The 23,784-nt window shown below is 70.0% G+C and carries 23 protein-coding genes; 7 read left to right on the top strand and 16 right to left on the bottom strand.

Translation table 11 applies throughout. The annotated features are described in order from the left end of the window. Positions 1-9 precede the first annotated feature (9 nt). From ACTMVF_RS01075 to ACTMVF_RS01045, 7 genes are all read right to left on the bottom strand, one after another. A complete protein-coding gene (locus ACTMVF_RS01075; protein WP_441269041.1) occupies positions 10-882 on the bottom strand; it encodes an HAD hydrolase family protein in 873 nt (290 codons plus the stop codon). A 130-nt stretch (positions 883-1,012) separates the two neighbouring features. Next, positions 1,013-1,915: an LLM class flavin-dependent oxidoreductase gene (locus ACTMVF_RS01070; protein ID WP_441269040.1), complete on the bottom strand. Its 903-nt coding sequence runs from the start codon at positions 1,913-1,915 to the stop codon at positions 1,013-1,015. A gap of 41 nt (positions 1,916-1,956) precedes the next feature. Further along, complete coding sequence (locus ACTMVF_RS01065; protein WP_441269039.1) at positions 1,957-2,427, bottom strand: hypothetical protein; 471 nt, start codon at positions 2,425-2,427, stop codon at positions 1,957-1,959. A gap of 25 nt (positions 2,428-2,452) precedes the next feature. Further along, the gene (locus tag ACTMVF_RS01060) at positions 2,453-3,001 is read right to left on the bottom strand and encodes an RNA 2'-phosphotransferase (RefSeq protein ID WP_441269038.1); all 549 of its coding nucleotides are present in this window, start codon (positions 2,999-3,001) and stop codon (positions 2,453-2,455) included. 122 nt (positions 3,002-3,123) lie between these two features. Further along, positions 3,124-4,119, bottom strand: a complete 996-nt coding sequence (locus ACTMVF_RS01055; protein ID WP_441269037.1) for a MerR family transcriptional regulator — start codon at positions 4,117-4,119, stop codon at positions 3,124-3,126. Positions 4,120-4,194: 75 nt separating this feature from the next. Continuing rightward, on the bottom strand, positions 4,195-5,952 hold the full coding sequence (locus tag ACTMVF_RS01050; RefSeq protein ID WP_441269519.1) for an SDR family oxidoreductase: 1,758 nt from the start codon (positions 5,950-5,952) through the stop codon (positions 4,195-4,197). A gap of 8 nt (positions 5,953-5,960) precedes the next feature. Then, on the bottom strand, positions 5,961-6,812 hold the full coding sequence (locus ACTMVF_RS01045; RefSeq protein ID WP_441269036.1) for a M24 family metallopeptidase: 852 nt from the start codon (positions 6,810-6,812) through the stop codon (positions 5,961-5,963). A 293-nt stretch (positions 6,813-7,105) separates the two neighbouring features. Here ACTMVF_RS01045 and ACTMVF_RS01040 point away from each other — a divergent pair, with 293 nt between their 5' ends. From ACTMVF_RS01040 to ACTMVF_RS01020, 5 genes are all read left to right on the top strand, one after another. Next, a complete protein-coding gene (locus ACTMVF_RS01040; protein ID WP_441269518.1) occupies positions 7,106-8,095 on the top strand; it encodes an ABC transporter ATP-binding protein in 990 nt (329 codons plus the stop codon). Then, positions 8,085-9,011 (top strand): ABC transporter permease, encoded by a 927-nt coding sequence (locus ACTMVF_RS01035; protein ID WP_441269035.1) that lies wholly within the window; start codon positions 8,085-8,087, stop codon positions 9,009-9,011. The genes ACTMVF_RS01040 and ACTMVF_RS01035 overlap by 11 nt, the downstream gene beginning before the upstream one ends. Continuing rightward, entirely contained in the window at positions 9,008-9,919 is a 912-nt protein-coding gene (locus ACTMVF_RS01030; RefSeq protein ID WP_441269034.1) for an ABC transporter ATP-binding protein, read from the top strand. Before ACTMVF_RS01035 ends, ACTMVF_RS01030 begins: the two co-directional genes overlap by 4 nt. A gap of 10 nt (positions 9,920-9,929) precedes the next feature. Beyond that, positions 9,930-10,649 carry an ABC transporter permease subunit gene (locus tag ACTMVF_RS01025; protein WP_301999241.1) on the top strand — a complete coding sequence of 240 codons (720 nt, stop codon included), beginning with the start codon at positions 9,930-9,932 and terminating at the stop codon, positions 10,647-10,649. A gap of 114 nt (positions 10,650-10,763) precedes the next feature. Next, entirely contained in the window at positions 10,764-10,964 is a 201-nt protein-coding gene (locus ACTMVF_RS01020; RefSeq protein WP_441269033.1) for an SGM_3592 family protein, read from the top strand. A 582-nt stretch (positions 10,965-11,546) separates the two neighbouring features. On the opposite strand, the gene ACTMVF_RS01015 is transcribed toward ACTMVF_RS01020, so the two are convergent. The 9 genes from ACTMVF_RS01015 to ACTMVF_RS00975 all read right to left on the bottom strand — a co-directional run bounded on the left by ACTMVF_RS01015 (position 11,547) and on the right by ACTMVF_RS00975 (position 21,778). Further along, the gene (locus ACTMVF_RS01015) at positions 11,547-12,350 is read right to left on the bottom strand and encodes an HAD family hydrolase (protein ID WP_441269517.1); all 804 of its coding nucleotides are present in this window, start codon (positions 12,348-12,350) and stop codon (positions 11,547-11,549) included. A gap of 29 nt (positions 12,351-12,379) precedes the next feature. Next, on the bottom strand, positions 12,380-13,657 hold the full coding sequence (gene serS / locus ACTMVF_RS01010; RefSeq protein WP_441269032.1) for a serine--tRNA ligase: 1,278 nt from the start codon (positions 13,655-13,657) through the stop codon (positions 12,380-12,382). Positions 13,658-14,246: 589 nt separating this feature from the next. Further along, positions 14,247-15,179, bottom strand: a complete 933-nt coding sequence (gene pheA, locus ACTMVF_RS01005) for a prephenate dehydratase (RefSeq protein ID WP_441269031.1) — start codon at positions 15,177-15,179, stop codon at positions 14,247-14,249. A gap of 115 nt (positions 15,180-15,294) precedes the next feature. Continuing rightward, positions 15,295-16,611: an iron uptake transporter deferrochelatase/peroxidase subunit gene (efeB, locus tag ACTMVF_RS01000; RefSeq protein WP_441269030.1), complete on the bottom strand. Its 1,317-nt coding sequence runs from the start codon at positions 16,609-16,611 to the stop codon at positions 15,295-15,297. An 8-nt stretch (positions 16,612-16,619) separates the two neighbouring features. Next, positions 16,620-18,734, bottom strand: coding sequence for a copper resistance CopC/CopD family protein (locus ACTMVF_RS00995; protein WP_441269516.1), 2,115 nt, complete (start codon positions 18,732-18,734; stop codon positions 16,620-16,622). 46 nt (positions 18,735-18,780) lie between these two features. Next, entirely contained in the window at positions 18,781-19,233 is a 453-nt protein-coding gene (locus ACTMVF_RS00990) for a copper chaperone PCu(A)C (RefSeq protein ID WP_441269029.1), read from the bottom strand. After that, positions 19,230-19,886, bottom strand: coding sequence for an SCO family protein (locus tag ACTMVF_RS00985; RefSeq protein ID WP_441269028.1), 657 nt, complete (start codon positions 19,884-19,886; stop codon positions 19,230-19,232). Before ACTMVF_RS00985 ends, ACTMVF_RS00990 begins: the two co-directional genes overlap by 4 nt. A 97-nt stretch (positions 19,887-19,983) precedes the next feature. After that, positions 19,984-20,721 (bottom strand): YcnI family copper-binding membrane protein, encoded by a 738-nt coding sequence (locus ACTMVF_RS00980; protein WP_441269027.1) that lies wholly within the window; start codon positions 20,719-20,721, stop codon positions 19,984-19,986. A gap of 199 nt (positions 20,722-20,920) precedes the next feature. Continuing rightward, a complete protein-coding gene (locus tag ACTMVF_RS00975; protein WP_441269026.1) occupies positions 20,921-21,778 on the bottom strand; it encodes a hypothetical protein in 858 nt (285 codons plus the stop codon). A gap of 259 nt (positions 21,779-22,037) precedes the next feature. Here ACTMVF_RS00975 and ACTMVF_RS00970 point away from each other — a divergent pair, with 259 nt between their 5' ends. Further along, on the top strand, positions 22,038-22,487 hold the full coding sequence (locus ACTMVF_RS00970; protein ID WP_441269025.1) for an ATP-binding protein: 450 nt from the start codon (positions 22,038-22,040) through the stop codon (positions 22,485-22,487). Between the two features lie 345 nt (positions 22,488-22,832). Next, on the top strand, positions 22,833-23,783 hold the full coding sequence (locus ACTMVF_RS00965; protein ID WP_441269024.1) for an intradiol ring-cleavage dioxygenase: 951 nt from the start codon (positions 22,833-22,835) through the stop codon (positions 23,781-23,783). Position 23,784: the final 1 nt, after the last annotated feature.

The raw sequence follows: 23,784 nt of genomic DNA, 5'->3' as shown, positions 1-23,784 counted from the left end.
GGCCCGGGTCTAGTCCCGCTGGGCCAGCAGCTGCTCGATCACGACCGCCACACCGTCCTCGTTGTTGGCGACCGTCCGCCCCGAGGCGGCGGCGATGACATCCGGGTGCGCGTTGCCCATCGCGTACGACTGGCCCGCCCAGGTCAGCATCTCCACGTCGTTCGGCATGTCCCCGAAGGCCACGACCTCCTCGTGCGAGATACCGCGCTCGGCGCAGCACAGGGCGAGCGTGCTGGCCTTGGAGACGCCGGGGCCGCTGATCTCCAGCAGGGCGCTGGGACTGGAGCGGGTGACATTGGCGCGGTCGCCGATGGCGAGGCGGGCGAGGGTGAGGAAGGCGTCGGGGTCGAGGGTGCGGTGGTAGGCGAGGATCTTGAGCACGGGCTCGCCCGCCCCGGGGGCGTCCGGCGCCAGGAGGTCCTCGGCCGGCGCGAGCTCGTCCGGTATCTCCATGTGCAGCTTGGGATAGTCCGGCTCCTGGTAGAAGCCGTAGGTCTGCTCCACCGCGTACACCGTGCCCGGAGCCGCCTCGCGCAGCAGCCGTACGGCGTCCAGCGCGTTCTCTCGCGCCAGCTCCCGCACCTTCACGAACCGGTGGGCGCCGGGGCCGCCGTGCAGGTCGACCACCGCGGCACCGTTGCCGCAGATCGCGAGGCCGTGACCGTGGACGTGGTCGCTGACGACGTCCATCCAGCGGGCCGGGCGGCCGGTGACGAAGAACACCTCGACACCCGCCTCCTCGGCGGCGGCCAGCGCGGCCACCGTGCGGGGGGAGACCGACTTGTCGTCCCGCAGAAGGGTGCCGTCCAGGTCGGTGGCGATGAGCCGCGGGCGGACAGCGGCGGCGGCCGGGGTCTGGGGCTGTCGAGTCGCTGAGGTCACCGGGTCATTCTCCCGCATATGCCTGCACGGCCGTGCGGCAGTCCGCACATCTGAGGCGGCACCTGAGGAGAAACCGCCCCCGAGAACACCACGCACATGGTCCTGACCAGCGCTGTCGCAGGCGACCGGCTCACCGCAGCTGAGCCGCCGCATCCATGGCGATCTGCTCGAAGACCTTCTCGTCGCCCGCGAAATCGGAGTCGGGGATCGGCCAGTGGACCACGATCTCGGTGAATCCCAGTTCCTGATGGCGCCCCGCGAAGTCCACGAACGCGTCGAGGGACTCCAGCGGACGGCCGCGGTCCGGGGTGAAACCGGTGAGCAGGACCTTGTCGAGGCCGGCGGTGTCCCGGCCGATTTCGGCGCAGGCGTCGGCCAGCTTCTCGGCCTGTCCACGAATGGCTTGAATCGACTGTTCAGGAGTGCCGTTCTCGTACAGCTTGGGGTCGCCCGTGGTCACCCACGCCTGCCCGTAGCGCGCCGCAAGCCGCAGTCCGCGCGGGCCCGTCGCGGCGACCGCGAAGGGCAGCCGGGGGCGCTGCACACAGCCCGGAATGCCACGCGCCTCGTGCGCCGAATAGAAGTCGCCCTCGTACGACACCGAGTCCTCGGTCAGCAGCCGGTCCAGAAGCTGGACGAACTCAGCGAACCGGTCGGCCCGCTCGCGCGGCGTCCAGGGGTCCTGCCCGAGCACGGTGGCGTCGAATCCGGAGCCGCCCGCACCGACGCCGAGCGTGAAGCGACCGCCGGAGATGTCGTCGAGGGAGATGAGCTCCTTGGCATAGGGCACCGGATGCCGGAAGTTCGGCGAGGTCACCAGTGTGCCGAGCCGCAGACGGTCGGTGACGGCCGCGGCTGCGGTCAGCGTCGGCACGGCACCGAACCACGGGCCGTCCCGGAAGGTGCGCCAGGACAGGTGGTCGTAGGTGTACGCGGCGTGGAAGCCGAGCTGCTCCGCGCGCTGCCATGCCTCGCGGCCCCCCTCGGACCAGCGGCGGTACGGGAGGATCACGGTGCTCAGGCGCAGACTCATGTTGTCGAGCCTAAGCGGCCGCACTGTTTCACGTGAAACAGTCACCGCACGCGGCTGCTCAGCCACGGAGTGAGGCCGATCATCGGCATGTACTCCCGATGCGTACGGTCGCCCGGTAGCGGCACGATCAGGAAGTGGCCCGGCGGGAAGCGGCGCGCCTTGACGTGGGCCAGGCCGTCGTAGAGGGCGCGGACAAAGGCGGGCACGTCGTCGCGCCGGACATCGGGGCATTCGACCCCCTCGACGGTGATCAGCGCGTCGTCCTCCGGATAGAGCCGCACGCTCACCCGGGGCAGGCCACCCAATTCGATGTACGCCTCGTGGGGCAGTGAACCGTCCCGGTCCGTGGTGACTCCGATGCCCGCGGCGCTGCGGCGGGAGGTCTGGTCGGCGCCGATGTCGTGGCTCACCTCGATCTCGCGCGCGTACTCCGCGGCGACGGCTCGTAGTGCGGTGACGGCGGCCTCGGTGGTGGGGAGGTGATCACTGTGGCGGTCCCTGTAATGGTCCATACCACCGATCTTGCCGGACGAGGGGTCAGTGTGACTCGGGAAAGCGCAGGTACTCCGGCGGCACCGTCTTCGTCAGCCACACGCCGTTCGCGCTGACGTGGAAAACGTGGCCGTCGCGGTGCATGGCGCCGGTGTCCACGGAGAGCACCACGGGGCGGCCGCGCCGGGCGCCGACCCGTGTGGCGGTCTCGCGGTCGGGCGAGAGATGCACGTCGTGCCTGTTCATGGGCCGCAGCCCTTCGGCGCGGATCGCGTCCAGGCTGCCGGCCACGGTGCCGTGGTAGAGGTACGGCGGTGGCGTCGCCGGGGGCAGTCCGAGGTCGACGTCGATGCTGTGGCCCTGGCTGGCGCGGATCCGGGTGCCCTCGATCGCGAAGCGCTGCTTGTCATTGGCGGCGACCACGTGATCCAGCTCTTCCCGGGTGAACCGGAATCCGTGCGCGGCCGCGGCGGCGATCAGACTGTCGATCTCGACCCAGCCTGCCTCGTCGAGCGTGAGTCCGATGCGCTCGGGTTGATGCCGCAGGTGCTTCGAGAGGTACTTCGACACCTTCACGGTGCGTCTTTCGTCCATGCGACCAGCGTGCCGGGAGAGGTGTGAATCACGCGAATGATTTCGCTCCGGATGTTTGATCCACAACCAAGTGTGGTTATCCACAGGGGAATTGGCGATTCTGTGGACAACGACCCGTCGACTCAAGAGGTTTCGTCAAGATCAGTTGACGCGGCGTGACTTGCGGTCAGCCGGTCCAAGGCCCGGGCGCGCACCTCGCGTTCGGCGGCCAGCGCGATGAAGGAAGAAGCCTGTTCCGGGCCAACAAGCCTCTCCACGGCCGCCATCGTGTCGGCGGGGAGGGTCACGGAACGCGTCCGGTTCCGTGGATCCGGGGTCTCGCCCGAGTCCAGGTGCTGACGCAGGTGCCGCACCGCCAACAGGCGCATTGCACGGGCGAGTTCCGCGTCCACGGTCTGCTGGGCGAGCGGGCGCAGCCGCCGTACGAGAGAGGCCGCTTCGGCCGCTTCGGTGTCGGTCGGACGGTGTGGGCCGTCGAGGTAGCGGGCGAAGACGTGTTCGGTGGTGAACTCCAGGAAGCGGGCGGCTATGTGCTCGACCTGACCTCTCAACTCCCTTAGATGGCCCGAGATCGCGGACAGGGGAACTCCGGCAGCATGCAACTCGACCGCCACGGCGAGTTCTTGAGGGCTCGGCACGAGAAACGAGTCCTCGTCGCCGGGGGCCGGCTCCAGCACGCCGAGCTCCACGGCATCGGCCACCGCCGCGTCGTCCGGGGTGCCGCCGAAGCGCTCGTCCAACTCGGCGCGCGAGATCCGTACCGCCTCCTCGTCGGTCCACGGCCCGTCCACCTCGGCGACCAGCCCGAGCACCCCGCCGAGGCCCCGGCCGGCGTCCCAGGCCTCCAGGAGCTCCTTGATGGAGGCCAGGGTGTAGCCGCGGTCGAGGAGATCGGCGATCTGGCGCAGGCGGACGAGGTGGGCGTCGGAGTAGACGTTGGCCCGGCCACGGCGCTCGGGGCGGGGGAGCAGGCCTCGGTCCTGGTAGGCGCGGATGGTGCGGACGGTGGCACCGCTGAGGTGCGCGAGGTCCTCGATCCGGTAGGCGGGAGGCGCCGGCCCGTCGGCCGCGTGGCCGATCTCATCGCGCGGGTCGGTGAAGCGGCTGGCCTCACTCATAGGGGTGGTGCCGAACTCGTGGCGCCGACGCCGAATTTGTGGGGGTGGCGCCGAACTCGTGGCGTGTCACCGAACTCATAGCGGCGGCTCCAATCGCGCGATCCTGCGCAGTGCCCTCGGCGTGAACCTCGACATGAGGTACGCCCCACGTGCCTCCGCCGTCACCGGAACCACGGCCTCACCCCGCACCACCGCCCGCAGGATGGCGTCGGCGACCTTCTCCGGCGGATAGTTCCGCAGCCCGTACAGCCGCGCGGACTTCTTCTGGCGCCGCTTCTCCTCCTCGGCGTCGACCCCGGCGAAGTGCGCGGTCGAGGTGATGTTGGTGTTGACGAAGCCGGGACATATGGCGGTGACGCCGATGCCCTGGCCGGCCAGCTCCGCGCGCAGGCACTCGCTCAGCATCAGTACGGCTGCCTTGGAGGTGCTGTAGGCGGGCAGTGCCTTGGAGGGCTGGTACGCCGCCGCCGAAGCGGTGTTGACGATGTGGCCGCCCTGGCCGCGCTCGGCCATCTGCTTCCCGAACAGGCGGCAGCCGTGGATGACGCCCCACAGGTTGACGTCGAGGACCTTCTTCCAGTCCTCCGGTGTGGTGTCGAAGAAGGAGCCCGACAGGCCGATCCCGGCATTGTTGACCAGGACGTCCACTACGCCGTACTCAGTCGCGACCTTCTCGGCGAGCTTCTCCATGGCCTGCTCGTCGGAGACATCGACCGTCTCCGCCCAGGCCGCGGGTGCGCCGATCAGACGGGACATCTCGGCCGTGCGGGCCGCGGCCTCGGCGTCCCGGTCGACGGCCACCACGCGCGCGCCTGCCTCGGCGAACGCGTACGCCGTCGCCCGTCCGATGCCGCTGCCGGCGCCGGTGACCAGGACGAGCTGCCCGCCGAAGCGGTCGGCGTACTTCCCGGTCGCCGTCACCGCTTCCGGCCGCCCGCCCTCCACGGACGTCACGAACTCCGAGATCCAGGCCACGAGTTGGTCGGGGCGGCTGCGCGGGATCCAGTGCTTCGCCGCAAGCGTGCGCCGGGTCAACTGCGGAACCCACAGCTCCAGTTCGTCGTAGAGCCGCTCCGACAGGAAGGCGTCGCCGAGGGGGGTGATGAGCTGCACGGGCGCGTGCGCGTACGCGTCCGTGCGTGGACGGCGCAGCCGGGCCCGTACGTTGTCGCGATACAGCCACGCCCCGTGCGCCGCGTCCGTCGGTAGGGACGAGGTCGGGTAGTCGCCGCCCGGGACCTTCTCCATGCGCTCCAGGATGCGCGGCCAGCTCTTGCCGAGCGGGCCGCGCCAGGCCAGTTCCGGCAGCCCGGGCGTGTGCAGCGCGTAGACGTACCAGGACTTGGCTCCCTGGCCGAGGAGTTGGCCGAACCGGCGCGGGGTGGGGCGCTTGAGGCGCTGGTTGATCCAGTGCCCGAAGTGGTCCAGGGACGGGCCGGACATGGAGGTGAAGGAGGCGATCCGGCCTTCGGTGCGCTTGACGGTGGCGAACTCCCAGGACTGCACCGAGCCCCAGTCGTGCCCCACCAGATGCACGGACCGGTCCGGGCTGACCGCGTCCACGACGGCCAGGAAGTCGTCCGTCAGCTTCTCCAGCGTGAAGCCGCCCCGCAGCGGCTTCGGTGCCGTGGAGCGGCCGTGGCCGCGGACGTCGTACAGCACGACATGGAAGCGGTCGGCCAGCCGCGGCGCGACCTCGGACCACACCTCCTTGCTGTCCGGATAGCCGTGCACGAGGATCACCGTCGGCTGCCCGGGGTCGCCCAGCTCGGCGACGCACAGCTCGACCCCGCCGGTCCGCACCCGGCGTTCACGCGCGCCCTGAAGAGTCACCGGCACCGTCACTTCTCCTCCGCCCAGCGCCGCACATGCGGCAGATCGTCGTCCAGCCAGAAGGCGCTCTCCTCGGGATCCGCGGAGTCGGTCACGACCAGGATCTCCTCGAACTTCGCGCCCGTACCCCTGAAGCCCAGGTGCGGTTCGACCGCCCACAGGCCCGGCTGCGGCAGGTGGTCGGAGAAGCGGTACGGCGACCACAGCGGGGACCAGCCCTCGCGGTGACCGTGCAGCGCGTCGCTCGCCAGGCCCTTCAGGGACTGGGTGCCGAACCCGAAGACATGCGCTGACCAGCGGCGCTGCCTCACCCGGTCGACCTTGTGCGCGATCACGCCGAAGGGATAGGCACGGTGCCGGTTGGCATAGCCCTGGCGGACCATGAGCCGGTCCACGTCCTCGTAGATCTCCCGCAGGGACCGCCGCTCACGCACCTCGCGCAGGATCAGCTCCCGATGCGCCTCCAGGTCGGCCATCAGCTTGTCCTGGACGGGGTTGATGCCGAGCGAGCCCGAGTAGCCGATGTCGGCCGTGTAGCCGTCGTACACCGGGGCCATGTCCAGGATGAACGGCATCCCGGGCTCCAGTCGGCGGTTGGTGGGAAAGAACTGCAGCGGGATGCGGAAGTTCACGAACGCCGTGCGGTCCCCGAACCAGGCGAAGGGGAGATGGAACCAGTCCCGCACACCGCGCTCACGCAGCCACTCGCGCTGCATGCGCGCCGCCTCGCGCTCGGTGATACCCGGCTCCAGCCGCGCCGCGACGGCCTCGGCGCACTCGTACGCCAGTCGCTGAACCTGCCTGAACCCCCGCAATTCCGCGGAATCCGCACGGAGTTCGCCTGTCGCCGCCGTAGTCATGCCACCGCCTCACTTCGTCCAAACTGACTGCGGTACGTGTCCGTAACTTGACACTGGCGAATGTGACAGTTGTTAGAGGCTGCGTCAATAGGGGTGCCGAGGGCTGTGGAAAACCGCGCTGGTGTCCCCGCTGATGCCGCGGCCGATGTCCCCGCCGATGTGGAAAACCTCGGCCGCGTTGTTCGACCTCAGGGTGTGACCCCTAGGGTCCCGTAGTCCTGGAGTCTGACCCCAAGACAGCTCTGCGGGGTGACGACCGGCGTGGCCCGTGTCACTACCTTCGAAGCGTGACTGTGATCGCGACCGAAAGCCTGAGCAAGCGGTTCCCCAGGGTGACCGCGCTTGACCGGCTCTCCGTGGACGTCGGGCCCGGTGTGACCGGACTCGTCGGAGCCAATGGAGCCGGCAAGTCCACACTGATCAAGATCCTGCTGGGTCTGTCCCCCGCCACCGAGGGCCGCGCCGAAGTGCTCGGCCTCGACGTCGCCACCAAGGGCGGCGCCATCCGCGAGCGCGTCGGGTACATGCCGGAGCACGACTGTCTGCCGCCCGACGTCTCGGCCACCGAGTTCGTCGTGCACATGGCGCGCATGTCCGGCCTGCCACCCACCGCCGCGCGCGAGCGCACCGCGGACACGCTGCGCCACGTCGGTCTGTACGAGGAGCGCTACCGCCCCATCGGCGGCTACTCGACCGGCATGAAGCAGCGCGTGAAGCTGGCCCAGGCCCTGGTGCACGACCCGCAGCTGGTCTTCCTGGACGAGCCGACCAACGGCCTCGACCCGGTCGGCCGCGACGAGATGCTCGGCCTCATCCGCCGCATCCACACCGACTTCGGCATCTCGGTCCTGGTCACCTCGCACCTCCTGGGCGAACTGGAACGCACCTGCGACCACGTCGTCATCATCGACGGCGGCAAGCTCCTGCGCTCCAGCTCCACCACCGACTTCACCCAGACCACGACGACCCTCGCCATCGAGGTCACCGACACCGACGACCACCCGGACGGCACCCGCGCGGTGCGCGACGCGCTCCACGCGCGCGGGGTGGACGTCCTCGACGGCAGCGGAGGCCTCCCGGGCGCCGGTCACATCCTGCTGCTCACCGCGCAGGGCGACGAGACCTACGACCTGGTACGCGACGTGGTCGCCGACCTCGGCCTCGGCCTGGTGCGCATGGAACAGCGCCGGCACCACATCTCGGAGGTCTTCACGGACGGCGAGCAGGGCAGCGAGCAGAGCACCGACGCACAGCGGAAGGAGGCGGTCGGCCATGGCGGTTGAGCACCCCGCAGCGACACAGTCGGGTGACCAGACCCGCATCCACAACATCGGCTACCGCAGCTACGACGGCCCCCGCCTCGGCCGCTCCTACGCCACGCGGTCCCTCTACTCGCAGTCCCTGCGCGGCGCCTACGGCCTCGGCCGCTCGGTGAAGTCCAAGGTGCTGCCGATGCTGCTGTTCGTGGTGATGTGCGTGCCCGCGGCCATCATGGTGGCCGTCGCGGTCGCCACCAAGGCCAAGGACCTGCCCGTCGACTACACGCGCTACGCGATCATCATGCAGGCCGTCATCAGCCTGTACGTCGCCTCGCAGGCACCGCAGTCCGTCTCGCGCGACCTGCGCTTCAAGACCGTACCGCTGTACTTCTCGCGGCCCATCGAGACCGCCGACTACGTACGGGCGAAGTTCGCGGCGCTGGCCTCCGCGCTGTTCATTCTCACCGCGGCCCCGCTGATCGTGCTCTACGTGGGCGCGCTGCTGGCCAAGCTCGACTTCGCCGACCAGACCAAGGGATTCGCACAGGGACTCGTCTCCGTGGCACTGCTCTCGCTGCTCTTCGCCGGCCTCGGCCTGGTCATCGCATCCGTCACCCCGCGCCGGGGCTTCGGCATCGCGGCGGTGATCGCCGTACTGACCATCTCCTACGGCGCGGTGTCCACCCTCCAGGCCATCGCCGACGCCCAGTCACTCGGTGACGGCGGGGGCAGCAGCGGCGCCATCGCCTGGATCGGCCTGTTCTCGCCGGTCACACTCATCGACGGGGTGCAGTCCGCCTTCCTGGGCGCGAGCTCCGCGTTCCCCGGCGCGGTGGGCCCGAGCAACGGCGTCGGCGTCGTCTACGTCCTCGTCACCCTCGGCCTGATCGCCGCGAGTTACGGCCTCCTGATGCGCCGCTACCGAAAGGTCGGACTGTGACCACGCTCTCCATCGACCACGTCTCCCGCTGGTTCGGCAACGTGGTCGCCGTCAACGACATCACCATGACGATCGGCCCCGGCGTCACCGGCCTCCTCGGCCCCAACGGCGCCGGAAAGTCCACCCTCATCAACATGATGGGCGGCTTCCTCGCCCCCTCCACCGGCACCGTCACCCTCGACGGACAGCCGGTCTGGCGCAACGAGTCGATCTACAAGCACATCGGCATCGTCCCCGAGCGCGAGGCGATGTACGACTTCCTCACCGGCCGTGAATTCGTTGTCGCGAACGCCGAGTTGCACGGCCTGGGCGCCAAGGCCGCCCAAACGGCGCTGGCCACGGTCGAGATGGAGTACGCGCAGGACCGCAAGATCCAGACGTACTCCAAGGGCATGCGCCAGCGCGTGAAGATGGCGAGCGCCCTCGTCCACAACCCCTCGCTGCTCCTGCTCGACGAGCCCTTCAACGGCATGGACCCGCGCCAGCGCATGCAGCTCATGGACCTGCTGCGACGCATGGGCGACGAGGGCCGCACGGTGCTGTTCTCCTCCCACATCCTCGAAGAGGTCGAGCAACTCGCCTGGCACATCGAGGTGGTCGTCGCCGGACGGCACGCGGCCAGCGGTGACTTCCGCAAGATCCGCCGCCTGATGACCGACCGCCCACACCGCTACCTGGTGCGCTCCAGCGACGACCGCACCCTCGCGGCCGCGCTGATCGCCGACCCGTCGACGTCCGGGATCGAGGTCGACCTGGCCGAGGGCGCGTTGCACATCCAGGCCGTCGACTTCGGCCGCTTCACGGCCCTGCTGCCGAGGGTGGCGCGCGACCACGGCATCCGTCTGCTCACGGTCTCGCCGTCCGACGAGTCCCTCGAGTCCGTCTTCTCGTATCTCGTCGCGGCGTAGGAGGCCGAAGATGTACGACCCCACAGTCGCCCGACTTACCTACCGAGCCCTGCTCGGCCGCCGCCGGGCCCTCATCCTGGGCGCGCTGCCGCTGCTGCTCATCGCCGTCTCCGTGGTGGTGCGCGGTCTCGCCGGAGCCGACGACCAGACCGCGTCGGACCTGCTCGGTGGCCTCGCGCTCGCCACCATGGTGCCGATCATCGGCGTCATCGCCGGCACGGGCGCGATCGGGCCCGAGATCGACGACGGCTCGGTGGTGTATCTCCTGTCCAAGCCGGTGAAACGGTCGACGATCATCTTCACCAAGCTGATCGTGGCGATCGCCGTGACGATGGTGTTCTCGGCGCTGCCCACCTTCATCGCCGGGTTCATCCTGAACGGCAACGGCCAGCAGATCGCCGTCGCCTACACGGTGGCCGCGCTGGTCGCCTCCATCGCCTACGCCGCCCTCTTCCTGCTGCTCGGCACGGTGTCCCGGCACGCCGTGGTCTTCGGGCTCGTCTACGCGCTCGTCTGGGAGGCGCTGTTCGGCTCCCTGGTGGAGGGGGCGCGCACGCTGAGCGTCCAGCAGTGGGCGCTGGCGGTGGCGCAGAAGGTCGCAGGCGGGGAGATGGTGACGTCGGACGTCGGCCTGACGACGGCGACGGTGCTGCTGGCCGTGGTCACGGTGGTGGCGACCTGGTACGCCGGGCAGAAGCTGCGGTCGCTGACGCTCGCCGGTGAGGAATGAGTCGTCCGGAAGACGTAAAGAGCCGGGCCCTTGACCGGGCCCGCTCTTGACGGAGGCTTCACCGCTGTCCGGGCACACTGAGTACATGGGAATGGTCGGCTGAGAGGAACGGGGATGGCAGACGACTGGGACGACCTCGCCCTGGACGAGGACTTCATACGGTCCGCCGAGACATCCGAACCGTCCGCCCGCGCCCGCATGCTGGCCGCCCGCTGGCGCCGCGAGAAGCCCGAGCCGCAGCCGTGGCGCTCCGACGAGCCGCCCGCCGGATGGTTCTTCAGCAAGGCGCGCCGACGCAAGTGGCGCCGCCGGTGAGGAGCGCTGCCGGTAAGGGGCGTGCGGTGCCTCACCAGGGCCTTTAATCAGTGGCGCCCAACTCGTCCTACAGGCACAGTGGTTGTGTCCACACCGCCGGACGACGAGTTCGGCGCCACGTACTGGGAGAGGAGTTCGGCGATGTCCATGCACGGCAGTACGTCGAGCTCCCGACAGGGCAGTCGGCGGCGGACTCCGGAGTAATCGCTACCCCTCCGTAGAGTCCGTACCGCACGGGGAGCTGCCCGGGGCGGCCGCTTCGAGCACGCGGCGCGGTGCGCCGGCGTGGGCCGCCCTCCCAACTTCCGCCTCTCCAAAGAGGCAACCTGCGCTGGGCCGGGCGGGTGGGTCGCGCAACTCGGCGCTATGAGGTGCCGCTGCGCCCACCCGTGCCGCCCCAGCGGCACCACTGCCCGCAGCTACGCGAGCGAACGGCTCTGCTCGCAGCCCGCAGCTAACGACGGTCGACAGCCGCGCGGCCGCCAGCCAGCTCCAGTCCAGCCAGCGCCAGTCCAGCAACCGCCGGCCGGCGCCAGTCCAGCAACCGCCGGCCGGCGCCAGTCCAGCAACCGCCGGCCGCAGTCAGCCCAGCAACCGCTCCAGCACCACCGCGATCCCGTCCTCCTCGTTGGAGGACGTCACCTCGTCCGCCACCGCCCTGAGCTCCTCATGGGCGTTGGCCATCGCCACGCCCCGGGCCGACCACGCGAACATCGGGATGTCGTTCGGCATGTCGCCGAAGGCGATCGTGTCGGCGGCCTTCAGGCCCAAGCGGCGGGTCGCCAGCGACAGGCCCGTGGCCTTGGACAGGCCGAGCGGCAGCAGCTCGACGATGCCCTCGCCCGCCATGGCCACCGTGACGAAGCCGCCGGCAGCCTGGCGGGCGGCCTCTGCCAGCTCGTCGTCCGACAGGTCCGGATGCTGTATGTAGATCTTGTTCAGCGGGGCGGACCACAGATCCGACGCGTCCGTGAACGGAGTCGACGGGAGCGCGCCGGTCACCGCGTAGCCGGGTCCCACCAGGACAGCGCCGTCCAGGCCATCACGGCTCGCCGCCAGGAACAGCGGGCCGACCTCCGCCTCGATCTTGGCCAGCGCCACACCCGCCAGTTGGCGGTCCAGGGTCACCGACGTCAGCAGGCGGTGCTCGCCGGCGTCGTAGACCTGTGCTCCCTGGCCGCACACCGCGAGGCCCCGGTAGCCGAGGTCGTCGAGGATGTGCCGCGTCCACGGAGCCGAGCGGCCCGTCACGACGATGTGCGCGGCACCCGCCGCGGTGGCCGCGGCGAGGGCGTCACGGGTGCGCTGCGAGACCGACTCGTCGGAGCGCAGGAGCGTTCCGTCGAGGTCGGTCGCGATCAGCTTGTACGGGAAGCCCCCGGACACCTCGCCGGAAGCCTCGGGGGCCGCCTCGCTCACTTGGCCACCGGCTCCAGGACTTCCCGGCCGCCCAGGTACGGGCGCAGCACCTCGGGGACCCTGACGGAGCCGTCGGCCTGCTGGTGGTTCTCCAGGATCGCCACGATGGTGCGCGGTACGGCGCACAGCGTGCCGTTGAGCGTCGCCAGCGGCTGCACCTTCTTGCCGTCACGCATGCGGACGGACAGCCGGCGCGCCTGGAAGCCGTCGCAGTTGGAGGCCGAGGTCAGCTCGCGGTACTTGCCCTGGGTCGGGATCCACGCCTCGCAGTCGAACTTGCGGGACGCCGACGCGCCCAGGTCGCCCGAGGCCACGTCGATGACCTGGAAGGGCAGCTCGAGGCCGGTGAGCCACTGCTTCTCCCAGTCCAGGAGCCGCTTGTGCTCGTTCTCCGCGTCCTCGGGGGCGACGTACGAGAACATCTCGACCTTGTCGAACTGGTGCACGCGGAAGATGCCGCGCGTGTCCTTGCCGTACGTGCCGGCCTCGCGGCGGAAGCAGGGCGAGAAGCCGGCGTAGCGCAGCGGCAGCTTCTCGGCGTCGAGGATCTCGTCCATGTGGTACGCGGCGAGCGGGACCTCGGACGTGCCGACCAGGTAGTAGTCGTCCTTCTCCAGGTGGTAGACGTTCTCCGCGGCCTGGCCGAGGAAGCCGGTGCCCTCCATGGCGCGCGGGCGGACCAGCGCCGGGGTGAGCATCGGGATGAAGCCGGCCTCGGTGGCCTGGGCGATCGCCGCGTTGACCAGCGCCAGTTCCAGCAGGGCGCCGACGCCGGTGAGGTAGTAGAAGCGGGAGCCGGACACCTTGGCGCCGCGCTCGACGTCGATGGCGCCCAGCGCCTCGCCGAGCTCCAGGTGGTCCTTGGGCTCGAAGCCCTCGGCGCCGAAGTCGCGGATGGTGCCGTGCGTCTCCAGGACGACGAAGTCCTCCTCGCCGCCGACCGGGACGTCGGGGTGCACGAGGTTGCCGAGCTGGAGCGCGAGACGCTTGGTCTCCTCGTCCGCCTCGGTCTGCTCGGCGTCGGCCGCCTTGACGTCGGCGGCCAGCTGGCTCGCCTTCTTCAACAGCTCGGCCTTCTCGTCGCCGGAGGCCTTGGGGATGAGCTTGCCGAGGTTCTTCTGCTCGGAACGCAGCTCGTCGAAGCGGACGCCGGACGACCTGCGCCGCTCGTCGGCAGACAGGAGGGCGTCGACGAGCGCGACGTCCTCTCCACGGGCGCGCTGCGAGGCGCGCACTCGGTCGGGGTCCTCACGGAGCAGGCGAAGGTCAATCACGCGCTCAAGGCTACCGGGGCGGGGTGACAGCCCACGACTCACTATTCCGGACCACGGCTTACGTTCCGTTGTGAGCGAATTGCGAGCTGTGTCAATAAAAGGCGTCTCACTCCCTGGAACGGGGCAGGCGCGAGGCGGCCGGTTGACCCGATTCCCTTGTGCGGAACGGGATTTGGGCCGCCGTTGTCCACAGGAATCCCCAGCCGGGGAAGAGTTATCCACAGGGTGTGTGGATGGACTGTGGATGTCGGAATCGATCACTCCGCAACGTGCCGAGCGAGTCGAGGATTCCCAGGACAAACTCTATTCATCCGCACTTTCGAGTGGAAAGCGGTCGCTCCAAAGGATTGCCCAAAGGAAAAGAGTGGACGAAGGGTGACTTGCGCAAGGGTGGACGCTCAGGCGCCCCAGGGACCGATTTGTCGACAGGTTCACCCTTGCTTGTCGACTTGTCCCCAGGTCGAGATGAGTACCTGTGGATAACGCCTGTGGATAACGACAATCAGCTGGTAGTACTGGCGTGAACCTGTGCGAGAGCCGTCGGGACCAGCCGCCACCGGGCCGGTCCCAAGCGCTCGTCACGGGTCGCTCAGAATCGCCCGTCCTGGCATCGCGCCACCCAGTCCGCCGCCGACACGAACGCCTCGTCCGACGTCCCCAGGCGCGGCGGCCGCACATCTCCCGGCGTCATGCCCGCGCGCGGATACGAGCCCAGGAACCGCACCTCCAGGCAGATCCGCTTCAGCCCCATCAGTGCCTCGGCCACCCGGCGGTCGGAGATGTGCCCCTCGGCGTCGATGCAGAAGCAGTAGTTGCCGATGCCCGCGCCGGTGGGCCGGGACTGCAGCAGCATCAGGTTGATGCCGCGCGTGGCGAACTCGCCCAGGAGATCGCGCAGACCGCCGGGATGGTCGTCGCGCTGCCACAGCACGACGGAGGTCTTGTCCGCGCCGGTCGGCGCCGCGGGCCGGGCCGGCCGGCCCACCAGCACGAACCGCGTCTGGGCGTTCTCCGCGTCGTGGATCTCGGTCTCCAGGGCCTCCAGGCCGTACCGGGCGGCCGCGAACTCGCCCGCGAAGGCGGCGTCGTACTGGCCCTCCTGGACCAGGCGTGCGGCGTCCGCGTTCGAGGCGGCGGACTCCCAGTGGGCGTCCGGGAGGTTCTTCTGCAGCCAGTTGCGCACCTGTGGCTGGGCGGCCGGGTGTGCGGAGACCGTCTTGATGTCCGACAGCTTGGTGCCGGGCCTGACCAGCAGTGCGAAGGTGATCGACAGCAGCACCTCACGGTAGATCATCAACGGCTTGCCCGCGACCAGCTCGTCGAGCGTGGTCGTGATCCCGCCCTCGACGGAGTTCTCGATCGGTACGAACGCGGCCTCGGCCTCGCCGGCGCGCACCGCGTCGAGCGCGGACTGGACGGATACGTACGGGATCAGCTCCCGGGTCGCGGCCTCGGGAAGCGTGCGCAGGGCGACTTCGGTGAAGGTGCCCTCGGGGCCGAGATAGGCATAGCTCGCTGGCATGACCTCACCCTAATGGGCCTTGCGAAACGCGGCGGACATATCTCACCCGGCCGCACCAAGGGGATCTCCGCCCAGTCCAGGCAACCCAGCAGCCCGGCCTGCCCCGCCCCCGGCGTCATCCCTCCAGCAACCGCTGCCCCACGTACTCGCCCTCCGCCGCCCCGCCCGGCACCGCGAACAGCCCGCTCGCCTCGTGCCGGATGAACTTCGACAGCGCGTCGCCGCGGTCGAGCTTGCGCTGGACGGTGACGAAGCCGCGCAGAGGGTCGGCCTGCCAGCAGATGAACAGCAGCCCCGCGTCGGGCACCCCGTCCGCGTCGATGCCGTCGTGGTACGAGAACGGGCGCCGCAGCATCGCCGCGCCGCCGTTCTGGTCGGGCCGGGTGATGCGTGCGTGGGCGTTGAGGGGAACGACCAGGTTCCCCGCCTTGTCCGTCTTCTCCAGGTCCATCTCGGTGGTCTCGGTACCCCCGGACAGCGGTGCCCCGTCGGACTTGCGGCGCCCGATGACGTCCTCCTGCTCCTTGACCGAGAGCTGCTCCCAGTCGTCGAGGAGCATGCGGATACGGCGTACGACGGCGTAGGAGCCGTTCGCCATCCACGCCGGGTCCTTCGAACCGGACTCCGGCACGAAGACGCGCTGGTCGAAGTCGGCGTCCATCGGCTTCGGATTGCGCGTGCCGTCCATCTGGCCCATCAGGTTGCGCGCCGTCATCGGGTGCGCGGTGGCGCCCGGCGAGCGGTTGAAGCCGTTCATCTGCCACCGCACTTTGGCGGCCTGACCGGCGTCCTTCTGGATCGCGCGCAGGGCGTGGAAGGCGACCAGGGCGTCGTTGGCGCCGATCTGTACCCACAGGTCGCCGTTGCTGCGCGCCTTGTCGAGCTGGTCGGAGGAGAAGTCGGGCAGCGGGTCCAGGGAGACCGGCCGCTGCTTCTCCAGGCCGGTCCGCGCGAAGAAGCTGTACCCGAAGCCGAAGGTGATCGTCAGCGACGACGGCCCGGCGTCCCGGGCCACATCCGTGTCGTCCTGCTTGGCCGCCTCGCCCGCCATCAGCCGCTGTGCCGTCTCCGACCAGCGGCGCAGCAATGCCGCCGCCTCCTTGCGGCCCGCGCCCGCCGTCAGGTCGAAGGCGACGACGTGCCCGCGCGCCTGGAGGGGCTGGAGGATGCCGGGCTGATGTTTCCCGTGAAACATCACCTGATCGGCGCCCAGCGAGGCGAGCGGTGTCGCCTCGGCCGGCCGGGCGGCGTATCCCACGGCGCCGCCGGCCGCACCGAGCACCAGCCCGGTGGCACCGGCGGTCCCGAGCAGCCGACGCCGCGAGATGCCCTCCTTGGGGGAGGCGGCGTCGTCCATAGGGGCGTTTTCCAGAACGCCGTCATTAAGTGCCTTCTCGGGGCTGCGGGCCTCCGGAATGGACTGGTCAGCCATGGTGCGGTTCAGCCGATCTGCGCGTTCTTGGAAACGGTGGTCTGGTCGATGTCGGAGGTCCGCACGGTGACGGCGATCTTCCACTCGCCCGCCATGGGGATCTGCACTCCGTTCGCCGACCAGTGTCCGGTCGTGATGTGGTCGGGGACGACGGGCAGCGGGCCGATGTCCTGGGATTCGAGGGTGAAGGCGACCTTCACCTCGGGGACGTCGAAGGCGCGGCCGTTGGGCCGGTCCACGTAGACGTGCATCTCGTTGCCGCCCACGCGCGCGGGATCGAGGTCGATCCGTACGACGCCCTTGCCGTCCTCGCCACCGGTGTCGAAGGACATGTCCAGGGTCAGCGCCCCGGCCGCCGAGGCATCGGCGGAAGAGGCCGACGTGGCCGCCTTGGCCTCCTCCTCCGTTCGCCCCGGCTCGGTCGACGTCAGCATGGTGGTGACGGCGAGCAGGACGACGGCGACCCCTGCCTCGGCGAGCACCGAGCGGCGCAGTCCGAACCGGTTCGGGTCGGCGTCCCGCTGCTGCTTCTGCCGTGCCGTGTCGATCGCGGCCTGCTGTCGGGCGAGCTGAGCGGCGCGCCGGGAGTCGCCCGTCTTGGATTCGCCGCCCTTCTTGCCGGGGACGGCGGCCGAGGCGCTCTGCTTGTCGGAAGCGGGTGCGGAAGCGGCTGCGGAGGCGGAGGCCCGGTTGTCGGAGGCGGCAGCGGAGGTGGTGGCCCGCGCCGTGGCGTGCTCCCGCTCGCCTTCGACAGCCTCGCCTTCGACAGTCTTGTCCTCGCCCTCGACGCCGTCGACGGTGTCCGCCCCGCCCTCGACCGCTTCCTTCTCGCCCTCAGCCGCGCTCTTCGCCGTCCGCGGCTCCACCACGACTGCCTCGGCCAGCCGCGCCGTCCACCGCCGCGAGATCCACGCGATCCCGACCAGCAGCACCACGAGACCGATCTTGACCAGCAGCAGCTGCCCGTACCGCGTCCCGGTGAACGCCGACCACGACCCGAGCTGCCGCCACGACTGGTAGATGCCGGTCGCGACCAGCGCGAGCACGCTGCCGAAGGCGACGCGCGAGAACCGTCGTACGGCGGAGGCGTCGACCGGTGTGTCCGCGGGCGCCCGGTAGAGCGCCACGAGCAGTGCGCCGAGCCCGCCGAGCCAGCCCGCGACGGCCAGCAGGTGGACGACATCGACCGGCATCGCGATCCCCGCCTGGAGCCCGGTCGAGGCGTGCTCGGACATCGCCCAGCTCGCCGCGAGCCCCGCCGCCACCACGGTGCCGCCGATCGCGAGCCCGAAGGTGAGGTCCCGCTTCTCCTCGTCCTCCCGCTTGTCATACGCCCCGAACAGCACGGCGATGAACAGTGCCGCCGCGGCGAGCAGCAGCAGCCGGGAGACCAGCGCCGCACCCGTCTTGGTCTGCAGCACCTGCCCGAGCAGGTCCAGGTCGAAGATGTCGCCGAGCTTCCCGGTGCTGGTGTACGAGCCGCGCAGGAGCAGCAGACCGAGCGTGGCGGCGGTCAGCGCCAGCCAGCCGGAGACGACGAGCCGCTGCAGCGCCCGCACCCCCGACCCGCGCTGCCAGCAGGCGAGCACGAAGGCGGCGGCGCCGACCATGACGATGAAGCCGGCGTACGACACGTACCGCCCGAACCCGTAGAGCGCGCCGACGATCCCGCCGCCCGCCGTCTGATCGGAGACGGAGACGGTGGTCTGGGAGGGCGCGCCGATGGAGAAGGTGTAGGCGCCGGCGACGGGATGGCTGTCCTCGGACACCACCTGGTAGGTGACGGTGTACGTGCCGTCGGGCAGGCCGCTGTGGAGTTTCACGGCGTACGTCGTGCCGCTGAGGTTGGCCGGGTCGCCGCGGTCGATGCGCTTGCCCTTGGGGTCGAGCACGCGCAGGGAGTCGTCGGAGAGGGCGACCTTCTCCGAGAAGGTCAGCGAGACCTGCGTCGGGGCCTTGTCGACCACCGCCCCCTGCTGGGGGTCGCTGCCGGTCAGCGCGGCGTGCGCGGAGACCGGCCCGGCACCGGCGAGGAGCAGGCCGGTGGCGGCCAGGAACAGCAGCACCAGGGTCCGAACACGCGGGAGCAGCACCAGGGTCCGAACACGGGAGAGCGGCACCATGGTCCGGACACGGGGGGCGGTGGTCTGAGTCAAGGCGGTCTCTCCCTCAGTGTCCGGTCTTCGGGTTGTACGTCGCGGACTTCACCGGTATCTCGACCGTCACCGCGCCGGACTCGGCGAAGTGGAGCTTGACGGTCACCTTCTCGCCCTGCTTCGGCTTCCGCTTCAGGTTCTCGAACATCAGATGGCTGCCGCCGCTCTTGAACACGAGTTGACCGTGCGCGGGGACGTCGATGTCCTTGACCTCCCGCATCGACGAACCGACGGTCTCGTGGGCGGTCACCTCGCCGACGTCACTGGTGACGGAGGTCAACTCGTCCTTCGTACCGCCCTTGTTGGTGACGGTCAGGAAGCCGGCCGCCATGGAGTCGGAAACCGGCTGCGGCATGTAGGCGCCGCTGACGGACAGTTCGGCCTGGGAATCACCCGAGCCGGAGCCGCAGCCCGCCAGGACGAGGGTTCCGGTCAGCACCGCGGTCACCGGGGCGAACCGCCTCACGGCTTCTCCCCCTTGATGAGCTTGGGGAGGTCCTTGATGTAGTCGTCGACCTGGGCGTCCTCGGTGTAGAGGACATACCCGGCGTCGGTCTTCGGCGAGAACGCGACGACCTGGGTGCCGTGGGTGGAGACCATCTTGCCGTTCTTGTCCTTGTGCGGCGGCTCGATGGTGATGCCGAGGGTACGGGCGCCGGCCTGGATGGTGTCGAAGGCGCCGGTCAGCCCGACGACCTGCGGGTCGATGCCCTTGAGCCACTTGCCGAGCGCGGACGGGGTGTCGCGCTCCGGGTCGGTGGTGACGAACACGACGCGCAACTCGTCCTGCTGCGCCTTGGGCAGCTGCTTCTTGGCGACGGCGATGTTGTTCATCGTCAGCGGGCAGACGTCGGGGCAGTTGGTGTAGCCGAAGTAGATCAGCGTCGGCTTGCCCTGGGTCTCCTTGCGGAGGTCGTACTTCTTGCCGTTCGTGTCGGTGAGGACCAGGTCCGGCTTCTCGAACGGCTTGTCGAGGACGATGGCGGCCTTGTCCGAGCCGGTGTCCTCGGAGACCACGGAGACGGGCGAGTCGCCGCTGTCGGAGCCGCTGCCGCAGGCGGAGAGGGTCAGGGTGGCGGCGGCGATCAGTGCGGCCGCGGCGAAGGTCTTCTTACGCATGACGAGTCTTCTTACGCATAGAAAAAATGTCCCAGTTGTGAGAGCTCCGGCGCGCACCGGGGGCGTGCCCCGGCGCGCGCCGTGAACCTGAGGGGCGTCAGGCGTCGGTGCGCCGACGGCCGGCGACCACGCCGTACGCCACGCCCAGCGCGCCGACGACGATGCCGACCACGCCCAGGACGCGGGCGGTGGTGTCGCTGCTGTCGGCGGGCTCGGCGGCGGCGGTCTTCGCGGAGGCGGCCTCGGCGTCGTCGGAGTCGGAGGCCTCGTCGGCCGACGACGAGCCGTGGTGGCCGTCCTCGGCGGCGGACAGTTCGAGCACGGGGGCCGGGTTCTCCGGCTCCTCCTGGCCGTCCTGCGGGACCTCGATCCAGCGCACGACCTCCTTGTTGGAGTACGTCTGGATGGCCTTGAAGACGAGTTCGTCCGTGTCCTCGGGCAGGGTGCCGACGGAGACGGGGAACTTCTGGAAGAAGCCGGGCTCGATGCCCTTGTCGTCGGCGGTCCAGGTGACCTTGGTGACGGCCTCGGTGATCTTCTTGCCGTGCATCTCCAGCGGCTTGTCCAGCGTGGACTTGGTGACCTTGGCCGTCCAGCCGGGAACGGGCTGCGGCATCACGGAGGCCAGCGGGTGGTCGGTCGGGAAGGTGACCTCGAGCTTGGTGGTCGAGGCGTTGTCGCGCTCGTTGGGCACCTTGAAGTCGACGACCGCGTAACCGCCCTTGGCGGCGGTTCCCTCCGGCTGCACGCTGACGTGGGCGAAGGCGGGGACGGACAGGGCGAGCACGGCCGTGCCGGCGAGGGCGCCTGCGGCGGCGATGCGAGAGGCCTTCATTCGGAGCACTCCACTGTGGGTGAGATTCGAGATTCCGGTGGTGAAGAGGAGTACGCGTGTGCAGGGGTGCCCGATCAGGCGGGAAAGCAGCAAAACGGCGGAAAAGGAGCTGTCCCTCGATCGGAAACTCGGGCACACGCGCGTGCCGCACGACGGCGGCCCCTCGCCCCCACCTCAGTGGAGTGGCGGTCGCGTCGTGTCAGGCGGCGAGAACGAGTGCGGCGGCCGGCGGGCCGCGCCTGATCACTGTGTGCTGGAGTGCGAGGGTGCGGGGCTCGGACGGGCCGAACCAGCCGGCGCACTGGATGCGCGGGCCCGCCTCGGGCGCGCCCGGCAGCCCGGCACGCAGGGCGCGCACCAGCGCGAGCGCCCCGCGCAGGGATCGTACGGACGCCCCATCGGCGACCGAGTGCGCCGACAGCGCGGACATCTCGACGATGCGCAGCAGGGCCAGGTCCCCGCGCCGCAGCAGCCACCCCGCGACGACCGCCGCGAGAACATGGGCGAGCACCATGGGCAGGGACGGCAGCAGCGAAGTGCTGGATCCGGTGATGGAGTCGGTGACGGTGGACAAGGCGTCCATCGACGGGTGTGAGGCATGAACCCCGGCGCCCGGGCTGATCCGCGCCTCGGTGAGGAGCCGCTGGGCCTGGGCCGGGCTGATCGCCGCCGCGGCGGTCCCGCAGAGGAGCCGCGCCGCCTGCTCCACGAGCGCGGCGTCGGACACGGAGGCGGACGCGGAGGAGGCCCCGGTGGCCGCAGCCGCCCCGGCACTCGCCCCGTGCTGCCCGAGCCCGAACAGGGTGTGCAGAACGGTCTGGCCGACCGCGAGCAGCACCGCGATCCCGGGCAGCGAACGCTCGCGTCCCGCGAACGGCACCGTGACCAGAAGCACACCGAGGAACCCGGCGCCCAGCGTCCACAGCGGGATCGCGGCGCAGGACCCCAGCACGTGCCCCACCGCGGCCAGCACGACGCAGACCGCGGCGAACACCGCGGCCCGCAGGATCCGGAGATCACTTCCGGAGCGCGCCGTGCGCGGGTGGGGGGCAGTCATGGCGGGGTCATCATCGCACTGGCCTTCTGGCCGCCATACGGCAGGTCCGCAAGATGACGTACGGGCGGTTGACGACGTACGAGGCAATAGGAGCCGTACGACCGAAAGATCAGCCTCTGGTATGGACCGCCCCCACATACACCGATTCCCGTGTGGGCGCATCGACCATATGGGCGGCATCACGTCAATGATGTGCTTACAGCGGGGCACTCGCGGCAATACGTAACGGTATGTCGAGCCGCAGCCAGGAGGCTGGAGCATGAGCATCTGGTGGTCACTCCATCTGCGGCGGGAAGCCGCGAGCGTGCCGCTCGCCCGGCGGTTGCTGATCGGCACCATGGAGACCGCGGGCGTCGACCCCGATGTGTCGTACGACCTCTCCGTCGCCCTCAGCGAGGCCTGCGCGAACGCCGTCGAGCACGGCGGCGACACCGCGCCCGACGGCTCCCCCCAGGCCTACCGCGTCACGGCCTACCTCGACGGCGAGAAGTGCCACATCGAGGTCACGGACTCGGGCCCCGGCTTCACCGCACCGCCACGCGCCCCGCGCCCGGTGGCCACCGACGCCGAACACGGCCGAGGGCTCTGCCTCATCGAGGAACTCGCCGACCACGTCCAGATCGGCAACAACCCGGGGCGGGGCGGGGCGGTGGTGAGTTTCGACAAGATCCTCAAGTGGAGGGAAGACGCTCCGCTGGTGGCGGTGTAGCGCACGCCACCGCGTGCGGCCGCTGGATGCCGGGAGCTGGACCAGTTTGTCGGCGACCTGGCCGCGGGAGCGGAAGAAGCGTGCATCGGGCCGCGGATCCTCGCCCCGGCGGGCGTCGCGTCGATCGGCCGGACGAGCGGTGCGGCACCGGCCGCCGCACTGACCCCTCGAAGCGCGCCGGACTCGGGCGTACAGGCGAGTGGGTCAGATTAATCGGTGAGCTCTGCGGCTGACCGACCCGCCAACCGCCACCCCGCGCCGCCGACTTCAGCGTCCTCAGGACTCACAGCCCCCGCACAGCGCCACCCCATGCTCCTGACGGACGGCGTCCCTAATTTCCTGGTCATGACGGGAAACCACAAGGACAAGTCGATCACCCGGCGCCGCGCGATCGCGGTGACCGGAGGGACGGTCGCGGCGGGCGGTCTCGCCGTCGCCGGTTACCAGGCGGCCTTCGCCGACACCGGCACGACCACGGCCGACGCCGCGACGACGGCCTCCACCACCGCCTCGGAGAGCGCCGGCAGCTGCATGACGCTGATGTCGAGCGTCACCGAAGGCCCCTACTACCTCGATAACGCCCTGGTCAGGAAGGACATCACCGAGGGCAAGAGTGGTGTCCCGCTGACGCTGCGCCTCACCGTCGTCGACGCCACCGACGGCTGCACCCCGGTCCCCGGCGCGGCCGTGGAGATCTGGCACTGCGACGCCTGGGGCTACTACTCCGGCTACACCACGGCCAACCCCGGCGGCTCCGCGCCCGCCGAGAGCGAGGACGGATCGACCGCCAACGACAACACCTATCTGCGCGGCTACCAGATCGCCAACGCCAACGGGGTCGTCAAGTTCGAGACGATCTTCCCGGGCTGGTACACGCCGCGCACCTGCCACATCCACCTCAAGGTGCACACCGGCGGCCAGAAGGAGGACGGCACCTACGAGGGCGGCAAGGTCAACTACACCGGCCAGCTGTTCTTCGCCGACGACATAGCCGAGGAGATCTTCACGCTGGAGCCCTACTCGAAGCACTCCGGCAGCTACACCACCCTCGACAACGACATGGTCTACGACGGCGGCGGCGCCTCCAGCGGCCTGCTCACTCTCAAGGCCGTGCACAAGAAGGACCCGTCCAAGGGCTACAAGGGCTTCCTGACCATCGGCGTCGACCCGGACGCCGAGAACACCGGCGCGGGAAGCGGCGGCGGTGGCGGCGAGGGCGGTACGCCGCCGAGCGGTGCACCGACGGGCGCCCCGCCCAGCGACGCCCCGTCAGCCTCCGCCTCGGCCTCCTCGTAGG

This window comes from Streptomyces sp. SD31 (assembly GCF_052068475.1).
Classification (GTDB): Bacteria; Actinomycetota; Actinomycetes; order Streptomycetales; family Streptomycetaceae; genus Streptomyces.
This window is presented reverse-complemented; position numbering and strand designations above follow the sequence as displayed.